Annotated in this window: 23 protein-coding genes; 14 read left to right on the top strand and 9 right to left on the bottom strand. The window is 50.3% G+C overall.

The window, feature by feature from the left end; translation table 11 throughout:
• Positions 1-146: 146 nt before the first annotated feature.
• Entirely contained in the window at positions 147-1,022 is an 876-nt protein-coding gene (locus tag IQ256_RS02555) for an FkbM family methyltransferase (RefSeq protein WP_193853949.1), read from the bottom strand.
• Positions 1,023-1,134: 112 nt separating this feature from the next.
• Complete coding sequence (locus tag IQ256_RS02550) at positions 1,135-1,767, bottom strand: TMEM165/GDT1 family protein (protein WP_193853947.1); 633 nt, start codon at positions 1,765-1,767, stop codon at positions 1,135-1,137.
• A gap of 161 nt (positions 1,768-1,928) precedes the next feature.
• Between IQ256_RS02550 and IQ256_RS02545 the strand changes: the two genes are divergently transcribed.
• Positions 1,929-2,108 carry a hypothetical protein gene (locus IQ256_RS02545; protein WP_193853945.1) on the top strand — a complete coding sequence of 60 codons (180 nt, stop codon included), beginning with the start codon at positions 1,929-1,931 and terminating at the stop codon, positions 2,106-2,108.
• A gap of 102 nt (positions 2,109-2,210) precedes the next feature.
• Entirely contained in the window at positions 2,211-4,478 is a 2,268-nt protein-coding gene (locus IQ256_RS02540; RefSeq protein WP_193853943.1) for a serine/threonine-protein kinase, read from the top strand.
• A gap of 134 nt (positions 4,479-4,612) precedes the next feature.
• Here the strand turns inward: IQ256_RS02540 and IQ256_RS02535 are convergent, their stop codons facing one another.
• Both IQ256_RS02535 and IQ256_RS02530 read right to left on the bottom strand, forming a co-directional pair.
• Entirely contained in the window at positions 4,613-5,239 is a 627-nt protein-coding gene (locus IQ256_RS02535; RefSeq protein ID WP_193853941.1) for a pentapeptide repeat-containing protein, read from the bottom strand.
• 183 nt (positions 5,240-5,422) lie between these two features.
• On the bottom strand, positions 5,423-6,028 hold the full coding sequence (locus IQ256_RS02530) for a hypothetical protein (protein WP_193853940.1): 606 nt from the start codon (positions 6,026-6,028) through the stop codon (positions 5,423-5,425).
• 177 nt (positions 6,029-6,205) lie between these two features.
• Between IQ256_RS02530 and IQ256_RS02525 the strand changes: the two genes are divergently transcribed.
• The 3 genes from IQ256_RS02525 to IQ256_RS02515 all read left to right on the top strand — a co-directional run bounded on the left by IQ256_RS02525 (position 6,206) and on the right by IQ256_RS02515 (position 7,670).
• Entirely contained in the window at positions 6,206-6,682 is a 477-nt protein-coding gene (locus IQ256_RS02525) for a YaiI/YqxD family protein (RefSeq protein WP_193853938.1), read from the top strand.
• Positions 6,683-6,763: 81 nt separating this feature from the next.
• Entirely contained in the window at positions 6,764-7,411 is a 648-nt protein-coding gene (locus IQ256_RS02520; protein WP_193853936.1) for a Uma2 family endonuclease, read from the top strand.
• A gap of 112 nt (positions 7,412-7,523) precedes the next feature.
• Positions 7,524-7,670, top strand: coding sequence for a hypothetical protein (locus IQ256_RS02515; protein ID WP_228024503.1), 147 nt, complete (start codon positions 7,524-7,526; stop codon positions 7,668-7,670).
• 24 nt (positions 7,671-7,694) lie between these two features.
• Here IQ256_RS02515 and IQ256_RS02510 read toward each other — a convergent pair whose 3' ends face one another.
• Positions 7,695-8,915 (bottom strand): TetR/AcrR family transcriptional regulator, encoded by a 1,221-nt coding sequence (locus IQ256_RS02510; RefSeq protein WP_193853932.1) that lies wholly within the window; start codon positions 8,913-8,915, stop codon positions 7,695-7,697.
• Positions 8,916-9,128: 213 nt separating this feature from the next.
• On the opposite strand from IQ256_RS02510, the gene IQ256_RS02505 reads away from it, so the two are divergent.
• From IQ256_RS02505 to IQ256_RS02465, 9 genes are all read left to right on the top strand, one after another.
• A complete protein-coding gene (locus tag IQ256_RS02505) occupies positions 9,129-10,001 on the top strand; it encodes an acyl-CoA desaturase (RefSeq protein WP_370623329.1) in 873 nt (290 codons plus the stop codon).
• A gap of 591 nt (positions 10,002-10,592) precedes the next feature.
• Positions 10,593-11,288, top strand: coding sequence for a serine O-acetyltransferase (gene cysE, locus IQ256_RS02500; RefSeq protein ID WP_228024502.1), 696 nt, complete (start codon positions 10,593-10,595; stop codon positions 11,286-11,288).
• Positions 11,281-11,583 carry an Asr1405/Asl0597 family protein gene (locus tag IQ256_RS02495; protein ID WP_193853928.1) on the top strand — a complete coding sequence of 101 codons (303 nt, stop codon included), beginning with the start codon at positions 11,281-11,283 and terminating at the stop codon, positions 11,581-11,583. Before cysE ends, IQ256_RS02495 begins: the two co-directional genes overlap by 8 nt.
• A 146-nt stretch (positions 11,584-11,729) precedes the next feature.
• A complete protein-coding gene (locus tag IQ256_RS02490) occupies positions 11,730-12,287 on the top strand; it encodes a Dps family protein (RefSeq protein WP_193853926.1) in 558 nt (185 codons plus the stop codon).
• Between the two features lie 14 nt (positions 12,288-12,301).
• On the top strand, positions 12,302-13,465 hold the full coding sequence (nifV, locus tag IQ256_RS02485; protein WP_193853924.1) for a homocitrate synthase: 1,164 nt from the start codon (positions 12,302-12,304) through the stop codon (positions 13,463-13,465).
• Between the two features lie 201 nt (positions 13,466-13,666).
• Positions 13,667-13,870, top strand: coding sequence for a putative nitrogen fixation protein NifT (gene nifT, locus IQ256_RS02480; protein WP_193853923.1), 204 nt, complete (start codon positions 13,667-13,669; stop codon positions 13,868-13,870).
• 90 nt (positions 13,871-13,960) lie between these two features.
• The gene (locus IQ256_RS02475) at positions 13,961-14,722 is read left to right on the top strand and encodes a (2Fe-2S) ferredoxin domain-containing protein (protein WP_193853922.1); all 762 of its coding nucleotides are present in this window, start codon (positions 13,961-13,963) and stop codon (positions 14,720-14,722) included.
• Positions 14,723-14,780: 58 nt separating this feature from the next.
• Entirely contained in the window at positions 14,781-15,269 is a 489-nt protein-coding gene (locus IQ256_RS02470; protein ID WP_255516182.1) for a gamma-glutamylcyclotransferase, read from the top strand.
• Between the two features lie 151 nt (positions 15,270-15,420).
• A complete protein-coding gene (locus IQ256_RS02465; RefSeq protein ID WP_193853920.1) occupies positions 15,421-16,533 on the top strand; it encodes a TrkA family potassium uptake protein in 1,113 nt (370 codons plus the stop codon).
• Between the two features lie 16 nt (positions 16,534-16,549).
• Here IQ256_RS02465 and IQ256_RS02460 read toward each other — a convergent pair whose 3' ends face one another.
• The 4 genes from IQ256_RS02460 to IQ256_RS02445 all read right to left on the bottom strand — a co-directional run bounded on the left by IQ256_RS02460 (position 16,550) and on the right by IQ256_RS02445 (position 18,912).
• A complete protein-coding gene (locus tag IQ256_RS02460) occupies positions 16,550-16,852 on the bottom strand; it encodes a hypothetical protein (protein ID WP_193853919.1) in 303 nt (100 codons plus the stop codon).
• Positions 16,839-17,099, bottom strand: coding sequence for a DUF4160 domain-containing protein (locus IQ256_RS02455; RefSeq protein ID WP_193853918.1), 261 nt, complete (start codon positions 17,097-17,099; stop codon positions 16,839-16,841). The genes IQ256_RS02460 and IQ256_RS02455 overlap by 14 nt, the downstream gene beginning before the upstream one ends.
• Before the next feature lie 149 nt (positions 17,100-17,248).
• On the bottom strand, positions 17,249-18,520 hold the full coding sequence (locus IQ256_RS02450) for an OFA family MFS transporter (RefSeq protein ID WP_193853916.1): 1,272 nt from the start codon (positions 18,518-18,520) through the stop codon (positions 17,249-17,251).
• A gap of 74 nt (positions 18,521-18,594) precedes the next feature.
• Positions 18,595-18,912 (bottom strand): hypothetical protein, encoded by a 318-nt coding sequence (locus IQ256_RS02445; RefSeq protein ID WP_193853914.1) that lies wholly within the window; start codon positions 18,910-18,912, stop codon positions 18,595-18,597.
• Positions 18,913-19,213: the final 301 nt, after the last annotated feature.

The raw sequence follows: 19,213 nt of genomic DNA, 5'->3' as shown, positions 1-19,213 counted from the left end.
ATTACCTCGGCAACAAAATGCATAAGCCTGAAGTAGATCCCCTCCACCGGAGGGGTGCCCAACGGGCGGGGTGGGTTGGCAGTGAGTAGCGCTAGCGGCTGTATTCTGTTTGTCCGCCAGAGTAATAACTATCGCCTTGTAGACAGTCATCTAAAGCTGGGATTTTCTAGAGCTTTGATAGCGTCTGTTTCATGCGCTAGAACAGCTAAATAATTAGGGCCAATGAAGTCCTCGTAGTACCATGAGTAATCGTGAAAATCGACGTATCTAGGATATATCTTGCCTAGCTGATAGCCGTGGGCTTCTAGTAAGGCATAGAAATCTTTTAGCAGAAAGTTAGCATAGATATTATGGATACCGTACTCAAATTGAATGAAGCGAATCTTGCCCGTCTTGAGTGTCTTGGAAAACCCTTGCAACACTTTACCATCCATCCCTTCTGTATCAATCTTCAATAGGTCTATGCTATCAAGATGATTGTTCTCTAAATAGTCGTCTCCTGTAGCTACACTCGCGTCTATAGTCTGCGAGTTCTCTTCAAAGATAACCTTGACTGCTGAAGATAGTACGCTGTCTTTCTCTACAAAGTGCAAAGGAATGATGCCAGGCACATCGGCCAGCCCGCAGTTATTGATAACAGTATTAGGTGCATCACCAATATTGTCGCTTAGCTGTTGAAAGGTTGGATCGGCTATCTCAAAAGCATGTATCTGTGCATCAGGGCAATGCTGACGGGCTAGGCAAGACCACTCTCCTACGTTAGCGCCTACATCGAAGATACAGTTTAGGTCAAACTTACTCAAGACTTGTATGGCTCTAAGTTCTCCATTGGTTTCAAAATCGTAATTAGAGTTTTGGTAGTAGCGGTGAAAGTGGTACGCCAAGAGATCAACAAAGTGCCAGAATCTCGTATATCGTTTTTGAGCAGCACGCTTACCTTGTTGAATAGCTAAGTTAACACCTCTATCTTTCCATGAGTCTAGTCTCCACGGACTGAAGCTGCGAGAGTCCTCAGAAGCCATATTCTATCTCCTCTACTTCGTCTATATCAAAACATAACAACCCACTCTATGAGATGACGTAAGAAGCGATATTAAGTTCACCGTACCTATGGCGATCGCCGCTTCACCGTCCTCAGCCTACAGAGACAGTGCTGAGTTCTAGGATGGCAAACAAAAGAAACAGTCCGCCACCTAGTCCGATCAAGGTGCGCTCTGAGAGCCAACCACAGACCCAGCGACCGCAAATGACCGCGATCGCCGCGCAGATACTATGACCTAGCACCGCGCCTAAAATCACCCCGGCGGGAGGATTAGCAGCAGCGAGCGCGATGGTGGCAATTTGAGTGCGATCGCCCCACTCGGCTACAAATACTAGGCTCAACGCTTCCACAACGATCGCTAGAGCAGTCGTTCCCTTTTGGGGTTGGGTTTGCGTTTGTTCTGCCTTTTCGACAACTTCAGCCGCTGCCTGCGCTTCGGTATGCTGTCTGACCGCAGGCATTTGACTTGCCTGATATAGCAGCTTTAGCCCAAAGAACAAAAACAAACAAACTTCAGCGCCTTTCAATACTGGGTCGGGCAAAAACGCAGCGGCCTGCCCGACCAATACTGACAGTAGCGTCATCAGCGCTAGCGCTAAAACAGCGCCAACAAACACCCATCGACGAGCGTGGCGCATCGCTAAGATGGCAGCGATAAAAAAGGTTTTATCGCCCAGCTCAGAAACTGTGATTAATAGCAAACTCGCTGTAAAAGCGGTCAACATTTCAAACTCCTCAGATAGGTGGCGGTATCTGACGAAAGCTTGATGAAGTACCAGAATAGACAAGACTCCACCAAGCTCACGTCATCTGTGAACTCGGTGAAGGTCTCGCTAATGAATAGAACAGAGGCTATATCATCTGCTGAACCAGGCTCATCACCAGTATGTTGACTCAACAGGATCGGATTATCCGACAGCTACTCCCCTTCGCGTTTGTATTATACGTCTTCAAGGACGCTGAAAATAAACAGCACAGGCTATCGATGGCAGACTATCGGTGGCAGACTATCGGCATTTACCTAGCCAGGTTAGTCGCAATCGTAGAGTTGGGCATAACTCGCTAGTCTAGGGTCACTAGAGTCTATACTCTGAAAGATCTAGAGACAATGTATTAGGAATGAACTGTCTTTAGGACTCCGACGGCGCTTGATAAGGGAGCAACCAGCATGAACGCAGGCGATAGAACCAGCTCAGCATCACCACCACTAGGCGATCGCTACAGTGTCGTCAGAAAGCTAGGCGAAGGTGGCTTTGGTCAAACTTACCTGGCTGAAGATCACCACCGCTATGGAGAGCGCTGTGTGGTCAAAGAATTCGTCCCCCAGGTGCAAGACAGCGGCACCCTCGATAAGGCAAAGGAGCTATTTGAGCGTGAAGCCAATGTTCTCTATCAGCTCAAGCACGAGCAAATTCCTGAGTTTCGCCAACTGCTAAAAGTAGAGGGCGAAACTGGGGGTCGCCTGTTCCTAGTTCAAGATTACGTGGAGGGCCGTACTTACCAAGATCTGTTGAAGGAGCGCTTGAAAGTCAATGCTACTTTCAGCGAAACCGAGGTCACTCAGCTTCTCTATCAGCTGCTGCCTGTGCTTTCCTATATTCATGGGCATGGCCTAATTCACCGTGATATCTCACCGGATAACCTCATGCTGCGCCAGACTGACGGTCTCCCTGTCCTGATTGATTTTGGCAGTGTCAAAGAGATTGCCGCCGCCGTTCGCACTCAGCTTTCTATCGATCAGGCTTCGAGTCAAAATAGCTTAGCCCCAACGCGAATCGGAAAAATGGGGTATGTACCACAAGAGCAATTCGACTCGGGCGAGGCTGATGCGACTAGTGATTTGTACGCTTTAGCCGTAACGCTGCTGGTGCTATTGACCGGACAGCAGCCACAGGTACTACACGATACGCATTTAGACAATTGGGCCGGCATTGACAAACTAAGTCCCCACATCGGACAGATACTCAAGAAAATGCTGTCTGCTAATCCGGTCGATAGATTTCCTACAGCCGCCGCCGTACTCGCCGCCATCCAGCACTCAGCTAATCATGCTGTCGCTGGAGAAAGCGTCGCCAATCAAGATTCTATCTATCCACCAGGGAGCCTAGCGACGACTAACCCGGTCAATGATGAACCGATCAACTATGATGACAGCCCGCTGGTACCCGTGGCTCAGATGGGTAGTGTCGATCGACCTCAGCCCACTCACACGGACTATGACGCCAACACCTACGCGGCGGCAGCACAACAGGGCTATGAAACTACGGCTGATGAATCGAGTACCTACGTGCCCTCAGCACCTGCGCCCGCTCGAACCGGTAACGGCATTCTTAATCCGGGCTCACGTGCGCCTTTAATTGCCCTGCTGACAGTCCTTGGCCTGCTAGGTACGATCATGCTATTTGCCTGGATGCGGATAGCGAGGGCTCCCTCACCTACCACAATCGGTACGGCTCCAACGGAGATTAATGATTCTGACCGAGGAGCCCTTTCTGAGGAGGAGCAGGCTCGCAAGCAAGAAATTCGCGATCGCCACGAAGCATTGGGTATTGGTAACAATACCTTTACCCGCCTGGTAGATCAGCTTTTCTATCGAGAGTATCCCGATCTGCTGACGAGTGGCCCCGACGGTGGACGTCAAGCGCTTTCGCAAGCGCCAGAAGATGAGCCGCTAAGAATTCGGTGGGATAATATTGCTCTAGATCTCTTAGATCGCCTAGAAGGTCAGGTGAGCCGGCAAAGTTTATCAGCGCTAGGAGAATATGATCAGGGCGATCGCACCCGTTGGCAGGAGCGAGTCAACCGGGTGAATGTCGGCTCTAGGTCTTTGTATGACCTCACAGATACGAAGTTCTTTGCGCTATTTCCAGCGTTTGCGAACGATGATTTTCTGGATTCGCCAATTGGTCAGGTTTACTATGCGATCGCGAATGACACTGTCGATGCGATCGTCTCTGGTGAACGCAGCGAGAATGTCGAATTTGAGCCGGGTACATTTCGTCAAGACCTCAGCGACAGCCTTGCGCCGGGTGAAGGCAAAGTTTATACGCTTCAGCTCACCGCTAGGCAGCAACTGCGCCTAAACCTGAGTGCGCCCGCCGATAGCACCCTGCTTTCTCTATACTTACCGCTCCCCACCGAAGAAACCCCGTTCGTTTTTGCTGACTCTGAGCAAACAACTTGGTCGGGCCGAGTCGATCAATCTGGCTACTACGAAGTCGTCGTGGTGAATCGCTCTAGTGAAGCCATTTCCTACCAGCTAGCGCTAGCCGTCGACAATGTGAGAACAGCACCGCCCGTAGCCCCTGATGAAGAAGAATCAGCGCCACCTTCAGAAGACAATGGCGCTGAAGAACCAGGCGCAGAGGGTGACTCCCAAGAGACTAATAATGCTGAGACCTTAGATAGTTCTAGCTCAGACGCAGCAGATGAGTGAAGCAGATCATAGTTTACAGATTTCAACTTGTTTGAAGTCCGCTCAGCTTGCTTGAAGTTCGTTCAATGACGAGTAGCTTGAAAGTAGTCATTTCGAGCGGCTTCACATCTTGGAGGGCAATTTGAAATAGTGAGTTAAACAGCCGTCAGCGACTTGCGTTCTGGATAGGTGCCGATCTCATCGACTGCCTGCTTCAGCTCGGCTGCTATGGTCGAGTCCAAGGATTCTTTGGGTAAAACAGCCGCTCGCCAGCAGACCGCTTTGATACAGGCTCCTGTGAGATCTGCGCCCGTCAGGTCTGCGCCTGTCAGGTCTGCGCCTGTCAGGTCTGCGCTACTTAGATCGCTGTAGCAGAGTTTGGCTCCTCGCAGGTCTGTACCTGCCAAACAGGCACCGCTCAAACTGGCCAGCCGCAAATCGACCCGGTGCAGATTCGCACCTGTAAAGTTAGCGCCCTCCGCTTTACAGCGCACCATGACCGCCTGATGTAGATTCGCCCACAGCAAGCGAGCGTGGCTAAGCTGAGTGCGCCACATCATAGCGCCAGTCAGATCTGTGTGATCCAGACAGCTACCAGTCAGATCAGCGCTGGTCAGATCGGCCCAGCAAAGCTGCGCGCTCGATAGCTGAAATGCAACTAAGTGATGATCTTTCAGGTCAATTCGCTCAAAATTGCGATCGCCTGCTGTGTATCTTTTAGAAAGTGCGATCGCACCTAGCTGACAAGCATTCATCCCATCTGCCACATCCGACACCAACATTTCAACAAGCCGAGGCTGTTAGAAGTATTAGTGGTAGGACTGTAAAGTTATGTTAACAGCCTCAATGTAACAAAATGTAAATGTACTTGCAATTAATAAAACTAATTTGGTCTATCAGGTAATAGAGCGGTTTGTAGGTGATGAACCGCTCTGACTAGAACCAAGTCTGCTAAAACGAATCTTTTAATAAACGGGCCGCTGAGCTGTACAGACCGTAGACCAGCTTTCGTAATCTAATCTGGCATCTAGATAGCCAGCGACTTCCCCGCGATGACCAATGAGGCGCTCTCTATTGAGTGAGTTAGGTTTGGTGTACATCGTCAGTTCGTCTAATGTCGTGGCGGCACAGACCCAGTCTTTTTGATTAATGGCGTTGACTAGCCGAGTTTCTAACTGGGTGATCGTCTGCTGGCGAGCAGCGTAGCGAGCGTGCTGTATGTAGTAGTCCATGTTATCGACGGCGGCGGCGGCGTAGGGATTACCGGGGCGCAGGGCTAGCGCACGGCGAAAGTTGATCAGAGCCGTGTTGAGATCGCCTTGACGAGAGGCAGCGTAGCCGACGTTCATCAGCTGATCGAAGGTTCTTTTGGATTGAGCTGTGGCTGAGATAGAGGGGGCCGCGATCGCGCTTTGACTCACGCCGAGGCTCATATTACCTGAGGCTACTCCTAGTATTAGCGCGCTAGCTGCCAACCCTCGGCACCACCGAATAGTACTTGCTGATCTGGCCCAAGATCCGATTCGAGAGACTTTGGCTGCGGTAACGCTCAACAGAGAAGGCAACAGCATAGTGGTAGTTTACTTAGGTAAAAAAAGGTAAAAAGGCATAGCTGCCTGAAAGCGTAAGCAATCTGGTGAGTGAACACCTGAGTGAAACCGACCAATCTTGATTGAAGCGTCATCGCAAAAGGACTAAACCCTAGCAAACTTACGGAGTATCGACGTTAGACCAGCGTCAGCAGAGTGATGGAAAACGATCCTGGACAAAAGCAATCCGTACAGATGTGGGTGGATGCAGACGCCTGCCCTAATGCCATCAAAGAGATTATTTTTCGAGCAGCAAAACGGACAAACTGCCCACTGACGCTAGTAGCCAATCATCCTGTGCAAGTGCCTGCCTATGTAGAGATGCTTGTCGTGCCAGCCGGCTTCGACGGCGCTGACAACAAGATTGTAGAACTATTGAAAGCTGAGGATTTGGTGATTACCGCAGATATTCCACTGGCTGCGAAAGTGCTAGAAAAAGGAGGCTACGTCTTCACGCCTAGGGGCGACGAGTATACCGCCCGTAATATTGGCGATCGCCTCTCTGTACGAAATCTCCTGGAATCTTTCAGAGGTGGAGCAGAACCCGTAGGCGGCGGTCCCCCACCTTTAAACAACAAAGATAAAGCTAACTTTGCCAATCGCCTGGACCGATTTTTAGCCAAGCATCATCCCTGAGGAATTCGCCGATCAGGAGTTCGCAGTCGAGTAGCTCGTAGTCGAGTAGAATTGTAGCGTTGAGCCTACGAGATTGCGCTTATGACTGCCGCTGTTGAAAGCACTGCTCGCCCTGTCCCAATAGCGCCTCTACCCAAACCTGTCAGCTTTGAACAGTTCATAGACTGGTATCCCGAAAATTCTGAGTATCGCTATGAGCTACGTCGTGGAGTCATTTTTAAGGTGCCAAAACCTAGAGGAAAGCATTCTGAAATAGCTGGATATATTGCGAAACAGCTCAACTATGCTATCGATGCGGCAACGTTACCCTATCTTATTCCACGCGAATGTGTCGTGAAGGTAAGCGATAGTACAGGCTATGAACCAGACGTTGTTGTTCTAGATAGAGCGGCAATTGCGACGGAGCCTTTGTGGGATAAGGCATCTACTGTCGAAAACGGATCGTCCGTCAAGCTAGCGATTGAAGTGGTTTCTAGCAATTGGCAAGATGATTATGAACTCAAGCTCGCTGCTTACGAATCTATGCAGATTCCCCAGTATTGGATTGTTGACTATGCTGGACTAGGGGGCGTTCGTCATATTGGTAAACCCAAGCAGCCAACGCTGAGCGTCTGCACGTTAGTGGAGGGTGAATATGAGGTTGTCCGGCTGCGCGGTCAAGAGCCAGTTATGTCGATGGCTTTTCCAGACCTCACGCTGAGAGCCGAGCAATTTTTGTCGCAGCCGTGAGCGGTAGCTAGCTAGGCTGAAGGAAGACTAAATAAAAGCGATCAGTTCTCTTCAATATTTCCTCATAACTTTTCGATAGATTTAAAGGCGTCAAAACTCTGTGGTGAAAATGATGCTCTCGAATATCCTGACTTCCATCGGACGGCAGATTAGAGAAAACCAAACCGCCTGGGGCACTTTGATGCTGTTCGCAGCGGGTCTGGTCATTTTGCTGAGTATGATGACTTTTATGCCCTATCCCGATTCGGCGCTGAGGTAAGACTCTATTGGTAAGAGCACATCTCTAAGTCTTCTTCTGATCGATTGCCAAAGCCTGCTCTAAAGCTGCTTTCTCTTTTGCTCGACGAGCGTAGGGCTCTAGTTCTATTAGGCTCATTCCAGATAGGATGCTTAGGTTCTCTAGGCTCATGCCCTTCATCAGCAGTTCGATACACCAGGTTTGACGGGCTTGAAAAGGCGTTGCCGGACTGCCTGCGCTCATGGTTGTGCCAGCAGCGATCGCATCCCACAAAGCCAATAATCCTTCGGTTTCTAGCGCTTTGCCATCGGCTAAAACGAATACTGCTGTCTGTTCGTCTGACTGCGTTTTAAGCCACTGAGTTAACGGATTTTTGAGATAGGTGCCGTAGCGATTTCCCATGATCCAGCGGTTGACGGGTACCTGTCGCTGAATGGCGCTAGCGTTGCTGCCAGCTATCGTCAGTAGATGCTGACTCTTGCTAGCAAAGACGCAAGGAGAGGTCAGCGCGGCAGCTTCTTCTAAGGTTATCCCCGCGCCGAAGAGTACGTACACTAGGGCGTATTCCTGCGGGCCTTGCTTTTTAGCAGTTTGAAAGAGCGATCGCACGACCTCAGCCGGTAAATCAATGACGGCCTCGTGGGGCTGGACGGTAAGCGGGCTGCTGACTTCGCTCTGGCCATGTATAGACTCTTCCTGTAGATGCTGCTGACGAAACAGCTCATTTAGCATCGTCAAAAAATCCTGCTGATTTTGCCAGAGACCACCGCTGCTAGCTGCCAGAACAATGTGACCAATGACCAGCGTATTGAGTAAGGTGGCGATCGCCTCGACAGACATCCCTGGCCATCTCACCTGGGCACTGCGTAGATAGCCCACGGCCTGTAGGTTGGCTTGCTGTAGCACCTGGCCTAGCGCCTGACGATTCTCGATTGGAGATTGACCTGACTCACCAATTAGCGATCGCACCAGTTCTGGGGCCTGGGTCAGTAGCTCTAGAATCGTCTCGCCATAGGCCGTTAGCGGCTGGTTTGCACCGACAACTTCTGAGAGTGCCGCTTGCATTTTCTCCAACACAGGCGCTTCTTTTAGTACCGATAAAAGCAAGCCCTGCTTGCTACCGAACTGTCTGAACAGCGTTACTTCGTTGACACCCGCTCGCTCGGCGATTTCTTTGGTGGTCGTGGCTGTAGTTCCCTGTTGGGCAAACAGTTCCAGCGCAGATTTGACGATTCTCTCTCGGCTAGACAGTCGTTTTTCAGCCATTTGTTCGCAGGTTAGTCAATTTAATATTAATCGGTTAGGGCATTTATTAGCGTCGCCCAGTTGCTATAAAGCAGCCCATAGCAATGTTCATAGAGATTACTCAATCACCTGCTTCTCGATATATGTAAGCGATACTTGCAATTTATCGAGAAAGGAACTAATCTAATAAATGTAAGCCCCACTTGCAGACACCCTAGCGTGTTTGGGACAATTATGACGACTGGTAACCTACCTAAACAGCTCCGAGGCCAGTTGCACTCTGCGGCTGAACCCACTGCACACAGCATTAGCTGGGCGAGTGTTGGCTTTTTTGCCGCAATCCACATGGTCGCACTGCTTGCTCCTTGGTTTTTCTCTTGGTCGGCGCTGGGTATTGTGATCGCACTCCACTGGCTTTTTGGCAGCGTCGGCATTTGCCTTGGCTATCACCGCTTGCTCAGCCATCGCAGCTTTCGCGTACCCCAGTGGCTGGAGTATACTATCGCGACTATCGGCGCGCTGGCTTTGCAAGGTGGTCCTACGTTTTGGGTAGCCGGACACCGCCAGCATCATGCTTTCACCGAGCATACAGAAAAAGACCCGTACTCCTCTGCTAGAGGGTTTTGGTGGAGTCATATGGAGTGGATGTTTTATTTAAAGCCCGAAGTTTTTGACCGTAAAGTGTACGCTCAGTACGCGCCTGATATCGCTCGCGATCGCTACTATGCGTTTCTCGATAAGTACTTCTTGGTTTTGCAAGTCCCTCTTGCACTTTCTCTGTACGCTATTGGCGGCTGGTCATTCGTCATCTACGGTGTGTTCGTCCGCGCTGTTTTGCTGTGGCACTGCACTTGGCTGATCAACTCTGCCAATCACCTGTGGGGGTATCGCAATTTCGAGAGCGACGACAACTCTCGTAATCTTTGGTGGGTAGCGCTGCTCACCTATGGTGAAGGCTGGCACAACAACCACCATGCGTTTCCAAAAATGGCTAAGGCCGGGCTGAAGCCGTGGGAAATCGATATGACCTGGTGGCTGATTAAAGGTCTGAAGTCAGTTGGACTGGCTACTAAGGTGGTGATGCCGCCGACAAAAGCGAGAATTTGATCCAAGAATTTGGTCGTAGAAACTAGTCGCTACCTATATATTGTTCTCACTCATCGATAGCGCTGGTCACTTAAATTACGCTCTAGATCTCACAGCACTGTGCGGGTTTAGGGCGTATTTTTTTGTGGGCTACTTTGCTCTCTTATAAAAAGGATTTCACTGTTATGGAGTGTGTGGAGTAAAGTGACGAATGCTACAAAAAAAGGTGCTCTAGGGGCTCGAATTTTAGATCTGAGTACAGTAGGAAAGTCTTTCTTTGTTCATGCTGAAAAATCCTGTAACTGCCGCATAGAGGGGCTTTGCGGCTGAGTGCATAATACTTGTACCTGCGCTGAGAAATGCTTGTCCTTAATGCCTGAAATACTAGTGGGTCTACCTCGAACAAATTTGCAAAGGACGCTGGCAAAGGGCTCTAGCGTTTGAGTGCAGGCTTAATAGTTCTAGTAAATTTGGATTGGGCGGTTGCGATCGCCCCGTCAAAACGCGGCTGCTATAAACGAACAAACAAAGTTTTCTATAGCGGCCATTCAGTCGGCCACCCGTGTTATGTTTCCCTCCTTAAAGAGAGTTATCACTTATTATCTGCGGCAGTTGACTGATCTTGTTCCATCGCAGTGGCCTCTGTTCTCAGACTTTGCCATTATCTTCGAGCGCGATCCGGCAGCTCGCAGCTGGCTAGAAGTGCTGTGTTGCTATCCCGGACTTCATGCAGTAACAGCCCATCGTCTGGCCCACTGGCTACATTGTCGGCATATTCCCTTTCTGCCTCGATTGCTCTCACACTTGGCTCGCTGTTTTACGGGTATTGAAATTCATCCTGGGGCGCAGCTAGGGGTGGCAGTGTTTATCGATCACGGAATGGGGGTTGTGATTGGAGAAACCGCTGTTGTCGGCGACTATAGCCTGATTTATCAGGGTGTCACTTTGGGAGGCACCGGTAAAGAAACGGGCAAGCGCCATCCTACTGTCGGTAAAGGCGTTGTGATTGGGGCAGGTGCAAACGTATTGGGGAATATCCACATTGGCAATCATGCCCGGATTGGCGCTGGCTCCGTCGTTTTGCATGCGGTTCCGGCTCACTGCACCGCCGTCGGCGTCCCTAGCCGCAATGTCGGTGAATGCAACACCACCGCAGCCCCGTTAGAACACGGCCACCTGCCCGATCTCGAAGCCGAAACAATACAGCATTTTTGGACTCGGATTCAACGATTAGAAGATCAGCTATACCATCTCAAGCTCTCTGCCCATTCGTCTTTAACTACACTGGAGTCTTCATCTCATGGATAACTACACTTCTGTTGCTATCTCTCGTGCCAGCCAGCCTGATTCAGACCCCGATGCTCTAGGCTATGTTGTTTCAGTTCCTCGGGTCGATCGCTGGTCAATCAATCTTCGCTTGCAAGAACTCGACATTCCCTGCGCCTGTCCAATTGATGGCACTTTGCGTGTCGATGCGAACGATCCGATCGAACTATTGCTGGTCAACAGCGTGGTACGCAGATTTGAAGTTTCTCGTCAGGGCGGCGTGGATTGGCTAGAGCGCTGCTGGAGTAGCCGGGTGGCCTGTGCTGTGGTTTTCTGAAAGTCTCACCTCAGACAAGTTCTGTGGGCAAAATCTGCTTTCGCTCGTTCAATTTAGATCGCTTTCTAGCGTCTGTTCAATTTACACCCTGTTCAATTTACGACCTATTCAATCCCTATTCAATCTTAGCTGTTTGGAGTAATCGTATGACTATTCAATCTGTTCAATCTGTTCAAAATCTTGTCCGAGCTTTTGGTGATGTTGGGCCTAATCCGGTCAGTCTCGAAAGAGAGGTGACTGTGCCTGTGTGCGAAGGGCTAAACCTAGCCTATGCCAGCTTTCAGGGACTGTATTTGCAGTATCAAAAGCAACATTTTGTCACTGAAGGGGCTGAATTTTATTCTATTCACGAATTTTTTCAGGAGAGCTATGGCCAAACCCAGGAACATGCTCACGATATCGCTGAGCGACTAAATGGGCTAGGCGGGATTCCGGCAGGTTCTTTTGGCCAGCTATCAGAACTCTGTTGTTTTGATCCTGAGCCGGAGGGCGTCTATGTTTGTCGGCAAATGATTGAAAATGATTTGTCAGCTGAGCAGGCGGTGATTTCTCTGGTACGCCGATTGGCCACTCAGGCCGAAAGTGTAGGCGATCGCGCCACCCGCTATCTCTATGAACAAATTCTGCTGACGACAGAAGATCGAGCCTTTCATCTAGATCACTTCCTGGTCGAAGACAGTCTCACCTTTGCCTTTTTGAAATAACCTGCGAGGCTGCTATGACGCTTTCATCTTCCACTTCACCTCAAACCTACCCGGCCCCCAATCCGGCCCCTATCTATATCAACGACACCACTTTGCGAGACGGCGAACAGGCCGCCGGGGTTGTCTTTGGTCTAGAAGAAAAAGTGGCGATCGCCAAATTCTTAGATGCCATCGGTGTTCAAGAATTAGAAGTGGGTATTCCAGCGATGGGACAAATCGAAGCCCAGTCAATTCGAGCGATCGCCACTTTGGGTCTCAATGCCAAAATCCTAGGCTGGAATCGCGCAGTCATCGCCGATATTCAAGCCTCCTTGAACTGCGGACTAAAGCGAGTCCATATTTCTATTCCAGTGTCTGATGCCCAGATTCAAGTCAAGTTTCAGGGCCGCTGGAATGCGATGTTGTTGCAGCTACGCGATGCCATCAATTTTGCCAAAGATCACGGCCTAGAGGTGAGTGTGGGCGGTGAAGACAGCTCACGCGCAGACGAACAATTTCTAGTTGATGCGGCTCAGTTTGCCCAAGAGTGGGGGGCGTTTCGCTTTCGATTTTGTGATACGGTCGGGATTCTCGATCCGTTTACTACCTTTGAGAAAGTGCAAAGACTTGTTGCTGCGCTAGAGATTCCGGTCGAGATGCATACCCACAACGACCTCGGCCTAGCGAGTGCGAATGCATTAGCCGGTGTTCGTGCGGGTGCTGGTTCGATCAATACCACCGTCAACGGATTAGGAGAGCGGGCCGGGAACGCGGCTTTAGAAGAAGTGGTGATGGCGCTAAAACATATCTATGGTATTAAGCTGGGTATCCATACCCAGCACTTACTAGAGCTATCGCGCTCTGTTGCTAAAGCCGTCAACTGCCCGGTTCCTCCTTGGAAGGCCATTGTGGGTAAAAATGCATTTGCCCACGAATCCGGCATTCACGCGCATGGGGTCTTGGCTGATCCCACCACTTACGAACCTTTTGATCCGATAGAAGTCGGTCGGCAGCGCCAGTTTGTTGTGGGTAAACATTCAGGCCGCCATCTGTTGAATCAGGTGATGCAAGGTGCGGGCATGAGGTTTGAGTCAGCTCAGAGCCAATCAGTGCTCGATGCGGTCCGCGATCGCGCCACCCAGCTCAAACGTAGCCTCACTGTGGATGAACTGCTCACCCTTGCGGCTGAAGCGCTGTAGGATTTGTCACTTGTCACTATAGCTAGTACCACAACACCAGCTATAGCAGCTATAGAACAACTGCTAAAGTGATCAGCCAATGTCCTAATGTCTGAGGGCATTGGCTGCATAAAACTCTCTGATCTCTGAACTTTTTCAATCTCTAGACTTTTTCAATCTGTATCTTCTCAATCTGTATCTTCTTAATGGTAGGAATCAGCGATGAAAGTGATGCTCCATACGGATCGCGCCGGAAAATTAATGGCCTACGTGGCCAAAAAAGACTTGGAAGAAGAAGTCACCCAGAAAGCACAATCAGATGACAATCATATTCTGACGCTGTCGAATGGCTGGGAGCTACAGATAGCTGGCTTAGGCGACCCTATTCACACGCCTCAAACGGTGCGAGCCAAACGGCTAAAGTAAATAGCTCTGTGTCTTTTTTCTCTCATTAACTGCTCTCCTTTAATCAACTGCTCATTCATCGTGCCTATTCATCGCTAGAGGAAACCTCGCATGTTGAACACTAGCTTGGCTGCCGCGTCAGAGACGATGGCAGACATTGTTTCTGATATCAAAGAAGATACGGCCTGGGTCGATCAATCCAATCGACCAGGTACCCGGCTAGGTGGCTTGCCACCTTGGATGTTTAATCTAAACGGCATCTTTCTGGGACTGCTGGGTGAGCCGCCGGATCAGGTCAGGTCGATTGTGCTAGTGGTCGACACGCTAGTTGAGGATGATTTGGCTGGCGAGCCAGAGACGATCGCGATTGAGCTGCCGACAAATCTACAGGCTGCTGTAAAACAATCGCTCAGGCAACGCTCTCTTCGACTGGGCGATCGCGTTCGTTGTATTGGTCGCAGTCAGCTCGACTACGCGGCGAACGTCGTTCAGCTCAAAGCCTACTGTCTCTTTTCCGAGTCTGCGACCATTTTGCCTGCCGCCACCCCAACTGTTCAGACAGGTTCATCTACTCAGACCGTCCCATCTGCTCAGGCAGCTTTAACTACACCCAGCCCCCAGAAGCAAAAGATCCTAGTCTGTCACAAATCAGGCTGTAAAAAGCGCGGTGGCCGTCAGCTTGCTTTGGCGCTAGAGCAGGCGCTGCAGACCTATCAGCTTCAAGATCGAGTAGAGATTCAATACACTGGCTGTCAAAAGTGCTGCTCAAAAGCACCTGCGCTGACAATTATGCCTGGCAAACACCGCTATTATGGTCTGAACCCTCAGGACCTGCCATCCCTGATTGAAAAACACTTTTGCGAGCTGCATTAAGTGCTGAGCTATGTCACCTTTCGACCCTCCCTCTTTCGAACATTCTGCCCCTGAGCGTTTGCCTCCCGAATCCTACTTTCACTATTTTGCCTATGGCTCTTGCATGTGCCCGGTCGATTTAAAGCGATCGCTTAGGGAAAATACCCATCCCTATGTGGTAGGCCCGGCCACTTTGAAGGGCTATCGTTTAGGGTTTCACTATTATTCTCATCAGCGGCAGTGCGGTGCGCTCGATATCTCGCCAGCGCCGGGTTGTGAGGTGCAGGGGGTGCTTTATCGGTTGCCTTTACGGTTTAGCGATCGCCTCGATCGGCGTGAAGGCGTCGAGCAGGGCGGCTATCGCCAAGAGCACGTTACCGTCAGCAGCGGCGGACGGGCCTACATCCAGGTGCGAACCTACGTCGTTGTCAAGAAAATGCCTGTAGAAGTTCCCCCCAATGACTGGTACTTTTCTGTGGTGATGCGAGGCGCTGTTACTTGCAATCTACCAGAGCACTACTGCTGGAGTCTTTTTGAGCACATGCGCGGCCTGCAAAAGGCAAGCTAGTTTTATAGCCTGGACCGGATGCATACTCTGCGAGAAGGCAAAGCCTACGGTCCAGGCGCGTCACTTGACCCGTTGCAACATAAAGCTTTTAGCCTGCAAACTGCACCTCAGTCAAGTGACCAACGCTATATAGTGAAGGAATCTCGTTAGCTTGCCACGTCCGCCATTCATTCGAGAACCCAAGGCACGAGACCGTTACTATACGGCTCTGCAAGAAAGATATCGAAAAACGCAGCGAGAGCTTTTTCGAGGGCTGTTGGCGCTAGTCGGCATTATTTTGGCCGGAACTCTTTGGTATTGGCTGGTGGAGGGCTGGCACCTGGCCGAGGCGCTCTACATGACTGTGATTACCTTGACGACCGTGGGCTTTTCAGAAGTTCGGCCACTGGGCGATCGCGGTCGGGTATTTACAACGGTGCTGATCTTTTTGGGGATTGCGGCGGTTGGATATATGGCCAATCGATTTACAGAAGCGATTGTCAAAGGCTACTTTCAAGAAGGCGTCCGCCTGAATCAGCGCCGTAAGCTTATGCAAAATCTCTCTAACCACTATATTTTGTGCGGATTTGGTAGAACAGGGCGGCAGATTGCAGAAGAGTTTTCCTTGCAAAAAATTCCGTTTGTCATCGTCGATACCGAAGCTGACCGGGTAGAGCAGGCCCAGACACTAGGCTTTGTGGCAGTGCAGGGCGATGCGACCTCAGACCATACGCTGCACTTAGTAAAAATCGAGTCGGCGGTTTGTTTGATCTCGGCATTGACTTCTGATGCAGAAAACCTGTACACCGTGCTCTCGGCTAGAACGCTGAATCCTCGGGTGCGGATTATCGCTCGCGCCAGCAGCAGTGAGGCTATCCAGAAATTACGGCGGGTTGGTGCAGATGCGGTGATTTCGCCCTACATTACTGGCGGCAAGCGAATGGCCGCCGCTGCCCTGCGACCCCAGGTGATGGATTTTATGGATGGCATTGTTTCGAGCGGCGATCGCACCTACTACATGGAAGAGTTCTTCCTCGATTCTTCAGCCTGTGCTCAGATTGGCCAGACGCTCAAAGAATCACAGCTAAGAGCGCTCACAGGCGTTTTGATTGTGGCGATTCGGCGTGATCAGGGCGAGCTAATCGTCGGCCCCACCTCAGATATTCGACTACAGCCAAAAGATTTTCTGATCTGTTTGGGAACCGCAGAACAGCTACAGGTGATGAACCGGCTTCTGTGTCCGCTGAGCTCAAAGCCTCTGCAAAAGCCTAATCAAATGCCCTAATGAAGAGGAAAAGGTGCTAAGACACAACACTAGCTGACAGCGATTCCATCCAGGCTTTTCGTCCATATATATGATTTTGAAGATCCTCAATTCTAAAGATCTGCCCGAGCTCATCCCACACAATGGCATCGCTACCAAACAACTCGACGGCTGATAGTTCATCATCATTAGGGGCGATCGCAACATAGCCATCATCAGTACGTTTTGTCATCTCTAACAAGCGAACTGGCCAAGAGGATTGCGAGCCATCGGCGAAAGACACGACAACCGCCTTGGTCTCTCGCCTGTACCTTACTGCTACCGCTTCATTCAGCTTCATAGTAAATTTTCACCTCTTCTTTGAGAAAATCTAAGTTTGCCTGACAGAACTGCAACGCCTTTTCCGTAAACTTAGGCGTTGTCCTGAATCTTTCCTTCTTTGACGGCTGCATTATCTGAGCAGTATCACCAGAAATATTGACCTTCACCTCATATTGATCGTCTTTTACATGAACATGAGTTGGCAGATGGTCGCCTGGGTAGACGATGATTCGCACTTTCCCTGCGAACCTAATAAGTATCGGCATTGATAGTCGCTCAGTCTAATACCTCTATTAGTCTAAGGCCGCTACCTCTATTAGTCTAAGGCCGCTAATAGCGGAGGTGAATGCCTAAAGTGGCTGAAAGGTTTATTGCGAAAACTTTCATTGTATCCCACTCTGTTAACGTTCAGTTTTCAACGTTTCCCACACTTTTGGGTGGTCTCCAACGTGATCGTCTCAGAGCGATCGCGCTTCAACAAAGTGTTGGCCGTGACGATGCCGACTAGAGCCAGCAGCGCCATCAGATAAAACACATAGGTGTAGGAGCCCAGCCAGTCTCGAATCTGCCCGGTGGCCAGGTTTCCACTCAGGGCACCGACACCGTAAGCGGTGAACACAATGCCGTAGTTCTGAGCGTAGTGGTCAGGGTCGAAAAATCGGAGGGTCGTGGTCGGTGCGATCGCCAGCCACCCGCCTAAGCAAAACCAAAATAAACAGAAGGCCAGTAAGTAGGTAGCGACTTGCCCGGACTGGGCAGTGGCCATCAGTATGCAGGCAATGAGAATCAGCACATAGCTGGCGATCGCCACATAGCGCGGCTCAAAGCGATCGCTCAACCAGCCAAACAGCGGCCTAGCAATCCCATTGAACACGGCAAACAAAGAGACGCTGCTAGCCGCTAAGGCAGGATTAACATTGATCATCTCCTCTCCGACTGGGCTCGAAATCCCGATCGCGCTGAGGCCAATTAGGGTGCCTAGCGCGTAGCAAATCCACAGCCCATAAAACGAACGACTCGTCAGCAAGTGTTTGGGATAGGTACGGGTGGGGGCTGTCGAAAGGGATAGCGAGGATGCTTGGCGAGGATGCCAGTCCTTTGGGGGGAGCTTAAGTGTAGTGGCGATCGCCAGAATTAGCAGGCCAAACGTCACGCCCAAGACGCGCAGGGCCGTCCTGAGGCTGTAGGCGCTGATCAAACTACTGGCGATCGGCGCACTGATCAAAGGAGAGAGCCCAAATCCAATAATGGTGATACCCACTGCTAAGCCTTTTTTATCTGGAAACCACTGCGCCACTACCGCCATCGGCACGCCATAGGTAGTTCCCACGCCTGATCCGGCGATCACCCCGTAGGCCAGTGTCATTGTCGTAATGTCAGTGGCAAAGCTAGAAAGAAAATAGCCCAGCCCTACCGCAATTCCGCCGATCACGGTGACCATTTGTGGTCCAATGCGAGGAATCAGAAATCCTGAAACTGGCATCAGAGCTGCATAAAAGACCAGTGCGATCGTGTAGGGCAACAGACTTTCGGTCGCGCCGATATTGAGTTCTGTTTCTAAAGGTTTGCGAAAAACGCTCCAAGCATAAACGCTGCCCGAACAAAGCAATACGTTCATGCCCAGTAAAATTAGCAGCCATCGTCCTCGCTCTGCTGATAATCCTAGAATCTTTACTTCTGAGGGCATAGTGACTTGTCGCTATAGAAAAAGGCCATTAAACAAAACTGTAGCAATGAGGCGCTAGAACCAACTTTCGATGACTATTGCAATGGCTCATTGTTTGCCCGCTCAGTTGCTACCACTTCAGCAATCCGATCTGGAAACTCTGAGAGATCGGCGTCCTCTCCTTTGGGCATCGGCGAGATGAATGTGTAGCAAGGGTCGCACTGGCCGGTATCAAAGACCTGAAGCACCCACTTATCCGGCAGTCCGGCTACGCCAATTTCAACCACTGTCCAGCTACTGCCGGTCTCTCTGGCGGAAATTATCAAGAAGAACGATTGATCTTCTGCCGGAATTTCCAAATCGTCCACTAGAAAAGTCATGGCTAGCTGTTCAGCCTTTGTAGTAGTCACCATTACTCTTTGTTTTACCTCTTGATAGTTGTTGTCACTTTATAGTTGTCACTTTATATAAGGCACAGCCCGCTGTCTGAAACCTCCTTGGCTAAAACTTCCAGCTAAAACTTCTAGCCAAAACTTCCAGTTAAAAATTTCTGTTCAATAGCAGTAATGACAGACGATGTGACTTTCAGTATGAGCCACGGTTCTCGTAGGCGGGTTCTTCTTCTTGAACCTTTCTCTTGAGTATGCACCTAGTGAATATCAATCCGGGAACTGCTGCCAGTCAATCGCAGATATCTCATATATTAATCGCGAA

This window comes from cf. Phormidesmis sp. LEGE 11477, from assembly GCF_015207105.1.
Lineage (GTDB): Bacteria > Cyanobacteriota > Cyanobacteriia > Phormidesmidales > Phormidesmidaceae > Phormidesmis.
Note: the sequence above shows the minus strand (reverse complement) of the source record. Positions and strands in the feature narration are given on the sequence as shown.

What these genes read in the sequence shown, in the direction of transcription:
- IQ256_RS02555 (WP_193853949.1), bottom strand. Translation starts at nt 1,022, where the DNA reads ATGGCTTCTGAGGACTCTCGCAGCTTCAGTCCGTGGAGACTAGACTCA.
- IQ256_RS02550 (WP_193853947.1), bottom strand. Translation starts at nt 1,767, where the DNA reads ATGTTGACCGCTTTTACAGCGAGTTTGCTATTAATCACAGTTTCTGAG.
- IQ256_RS02545 (WP_193853945.1), top strand. Translation starts at nt 1,929, where the DNA reads ATGTTGACTCAACAGGATCGGATTATCCGACAGCTACTCCCCTTCGCG.
- IQ256_RS02540 (WP_193853943.1), top strand. Translation starts at nt 2,211, where the DNA reads ATGAACGCAGGCGATAGAACCAGCTCAGCATCACCACCACTAGGCGAT.
- IQ256_RS02535 (WP_193853941.1), bottom strand. Translation starts at nt 5,239, where the DNA reads ATGTTGGTGTCGGATGTGGCAGATGGGATGAATGCTTGTCAGCTAGGT.
- IQ256_RS02530 (WP_193853940.1), bottom strand. Translation starts at nt 6,028, where the DNA reads ATGCTGTTGCCTTCTCTGTTGAGCGTTACCGCAGCCAAAGTCTCTCGA.
- IQ256_RS02525 (WP_193853938.1), top strand. Translation starts at nt 6,206, where the DNA reads ATGGAAAACGATCCTGGACAAAAGCAATCCGTACAGATGTGGGTGGAT.
- IQ256_RS02520 (WP_193853936.1), top strand. Translation starts at nt 6,764, where the DNA reads ATGACTGCCGCTGTTGAAAGCACTGCTCGCCCTGTCCCAATAGCGCCT.
- IQ256_RS02515 (WP_228024503.1), top strand. Translation starts at nt 7,524, where the DNA reads ATGCTCTCGAATATCCTGACTTCCATCGGACGGCAGATTAGAGAAAAC.
- IQ256_RS02510 (WP_193853932.1), bottom strand. Translation starts at nt 8,915, where the DNA reads ATGGCTGAAAAACGACTGTCTAGCCGAGAGAGAATCGTCAAATCTGCG.
- IQ256_RS02505 (WP_370623329.1), top strand. Translation starts at nt 9,129, where the DNA reads ATGACGACTGGTAACCTACCTAAACAGCTCCGAGGCCAGTTGCACTCT.
- IQ256_RS02495 (WP_193853928.1), top strand. Translation starts at nt 11,281, where the DNA reads ATGGATAACTACACTTCTGTTGCTATCTCTCGTGCCAGCCAGCCTGAT.
- IQ256_RS02490 (WP_193853926.1), top strand. Translation starts at nt 11,730, where the DNA reads ATGACTATTCAATCTGTTCAATCTGTTCAAAATCTTGTCCGAGCTTTT.
- nifV (WP_193853924.1), top strand. Translation starts at nt 12,302, where the DNA reads ATGACGCTTTCATCTTCCACTTCACCTCAAACCTACCCGGCCCCCAAT.
- nifT (WP_193853923.1), top strand. Translation starts at nt 13,667, where the DNA reads ATGAAAGTGATGCTCCATACGGATCGCGCCGGAAAATTAATGGCCTAC.
- IQ256_RS02475 (WP_193853922.1), top strand. Translation starts at nt 13,961, where the DNA reads ATGTTGAACACTAGCTTGGCTGCCGCGTCAGAGACGATGGCAGACATT.
- IQ256_RS02460 (WP_193853919.1), bottom strand. Translation starts at nt 16,852, where the DNA reads ATGAAGCTGAATGAAGCGGTAGCAGTAAGGTACAGGCGAGAGACCAAG.
- IQ256_RS02455 (WP_193853918.1), bottom strand. Translation starts at nt 17,099, where the DNA reads ATGCCGATACTTATTAGGTTCGCAGGGAAAGTGCGAATCATCGTCTAC.
- IQ256_RS02450 (WP_193853916.1), bottom strand. Translation starts at nt 18,520, where the DNA reads ATGCCCTCAGAAGTAAAGATTCTAGGATTATCAGCAGAGCGAGGACGA.
- IQ256_RS02445 (WP_193853914.1), bottom strand. Translation starts at nt 18,912, where the DNA reads ATGGTGACTACTACAAAGGCTGAACAGCTAGCCATGACTTTTCTAGTG.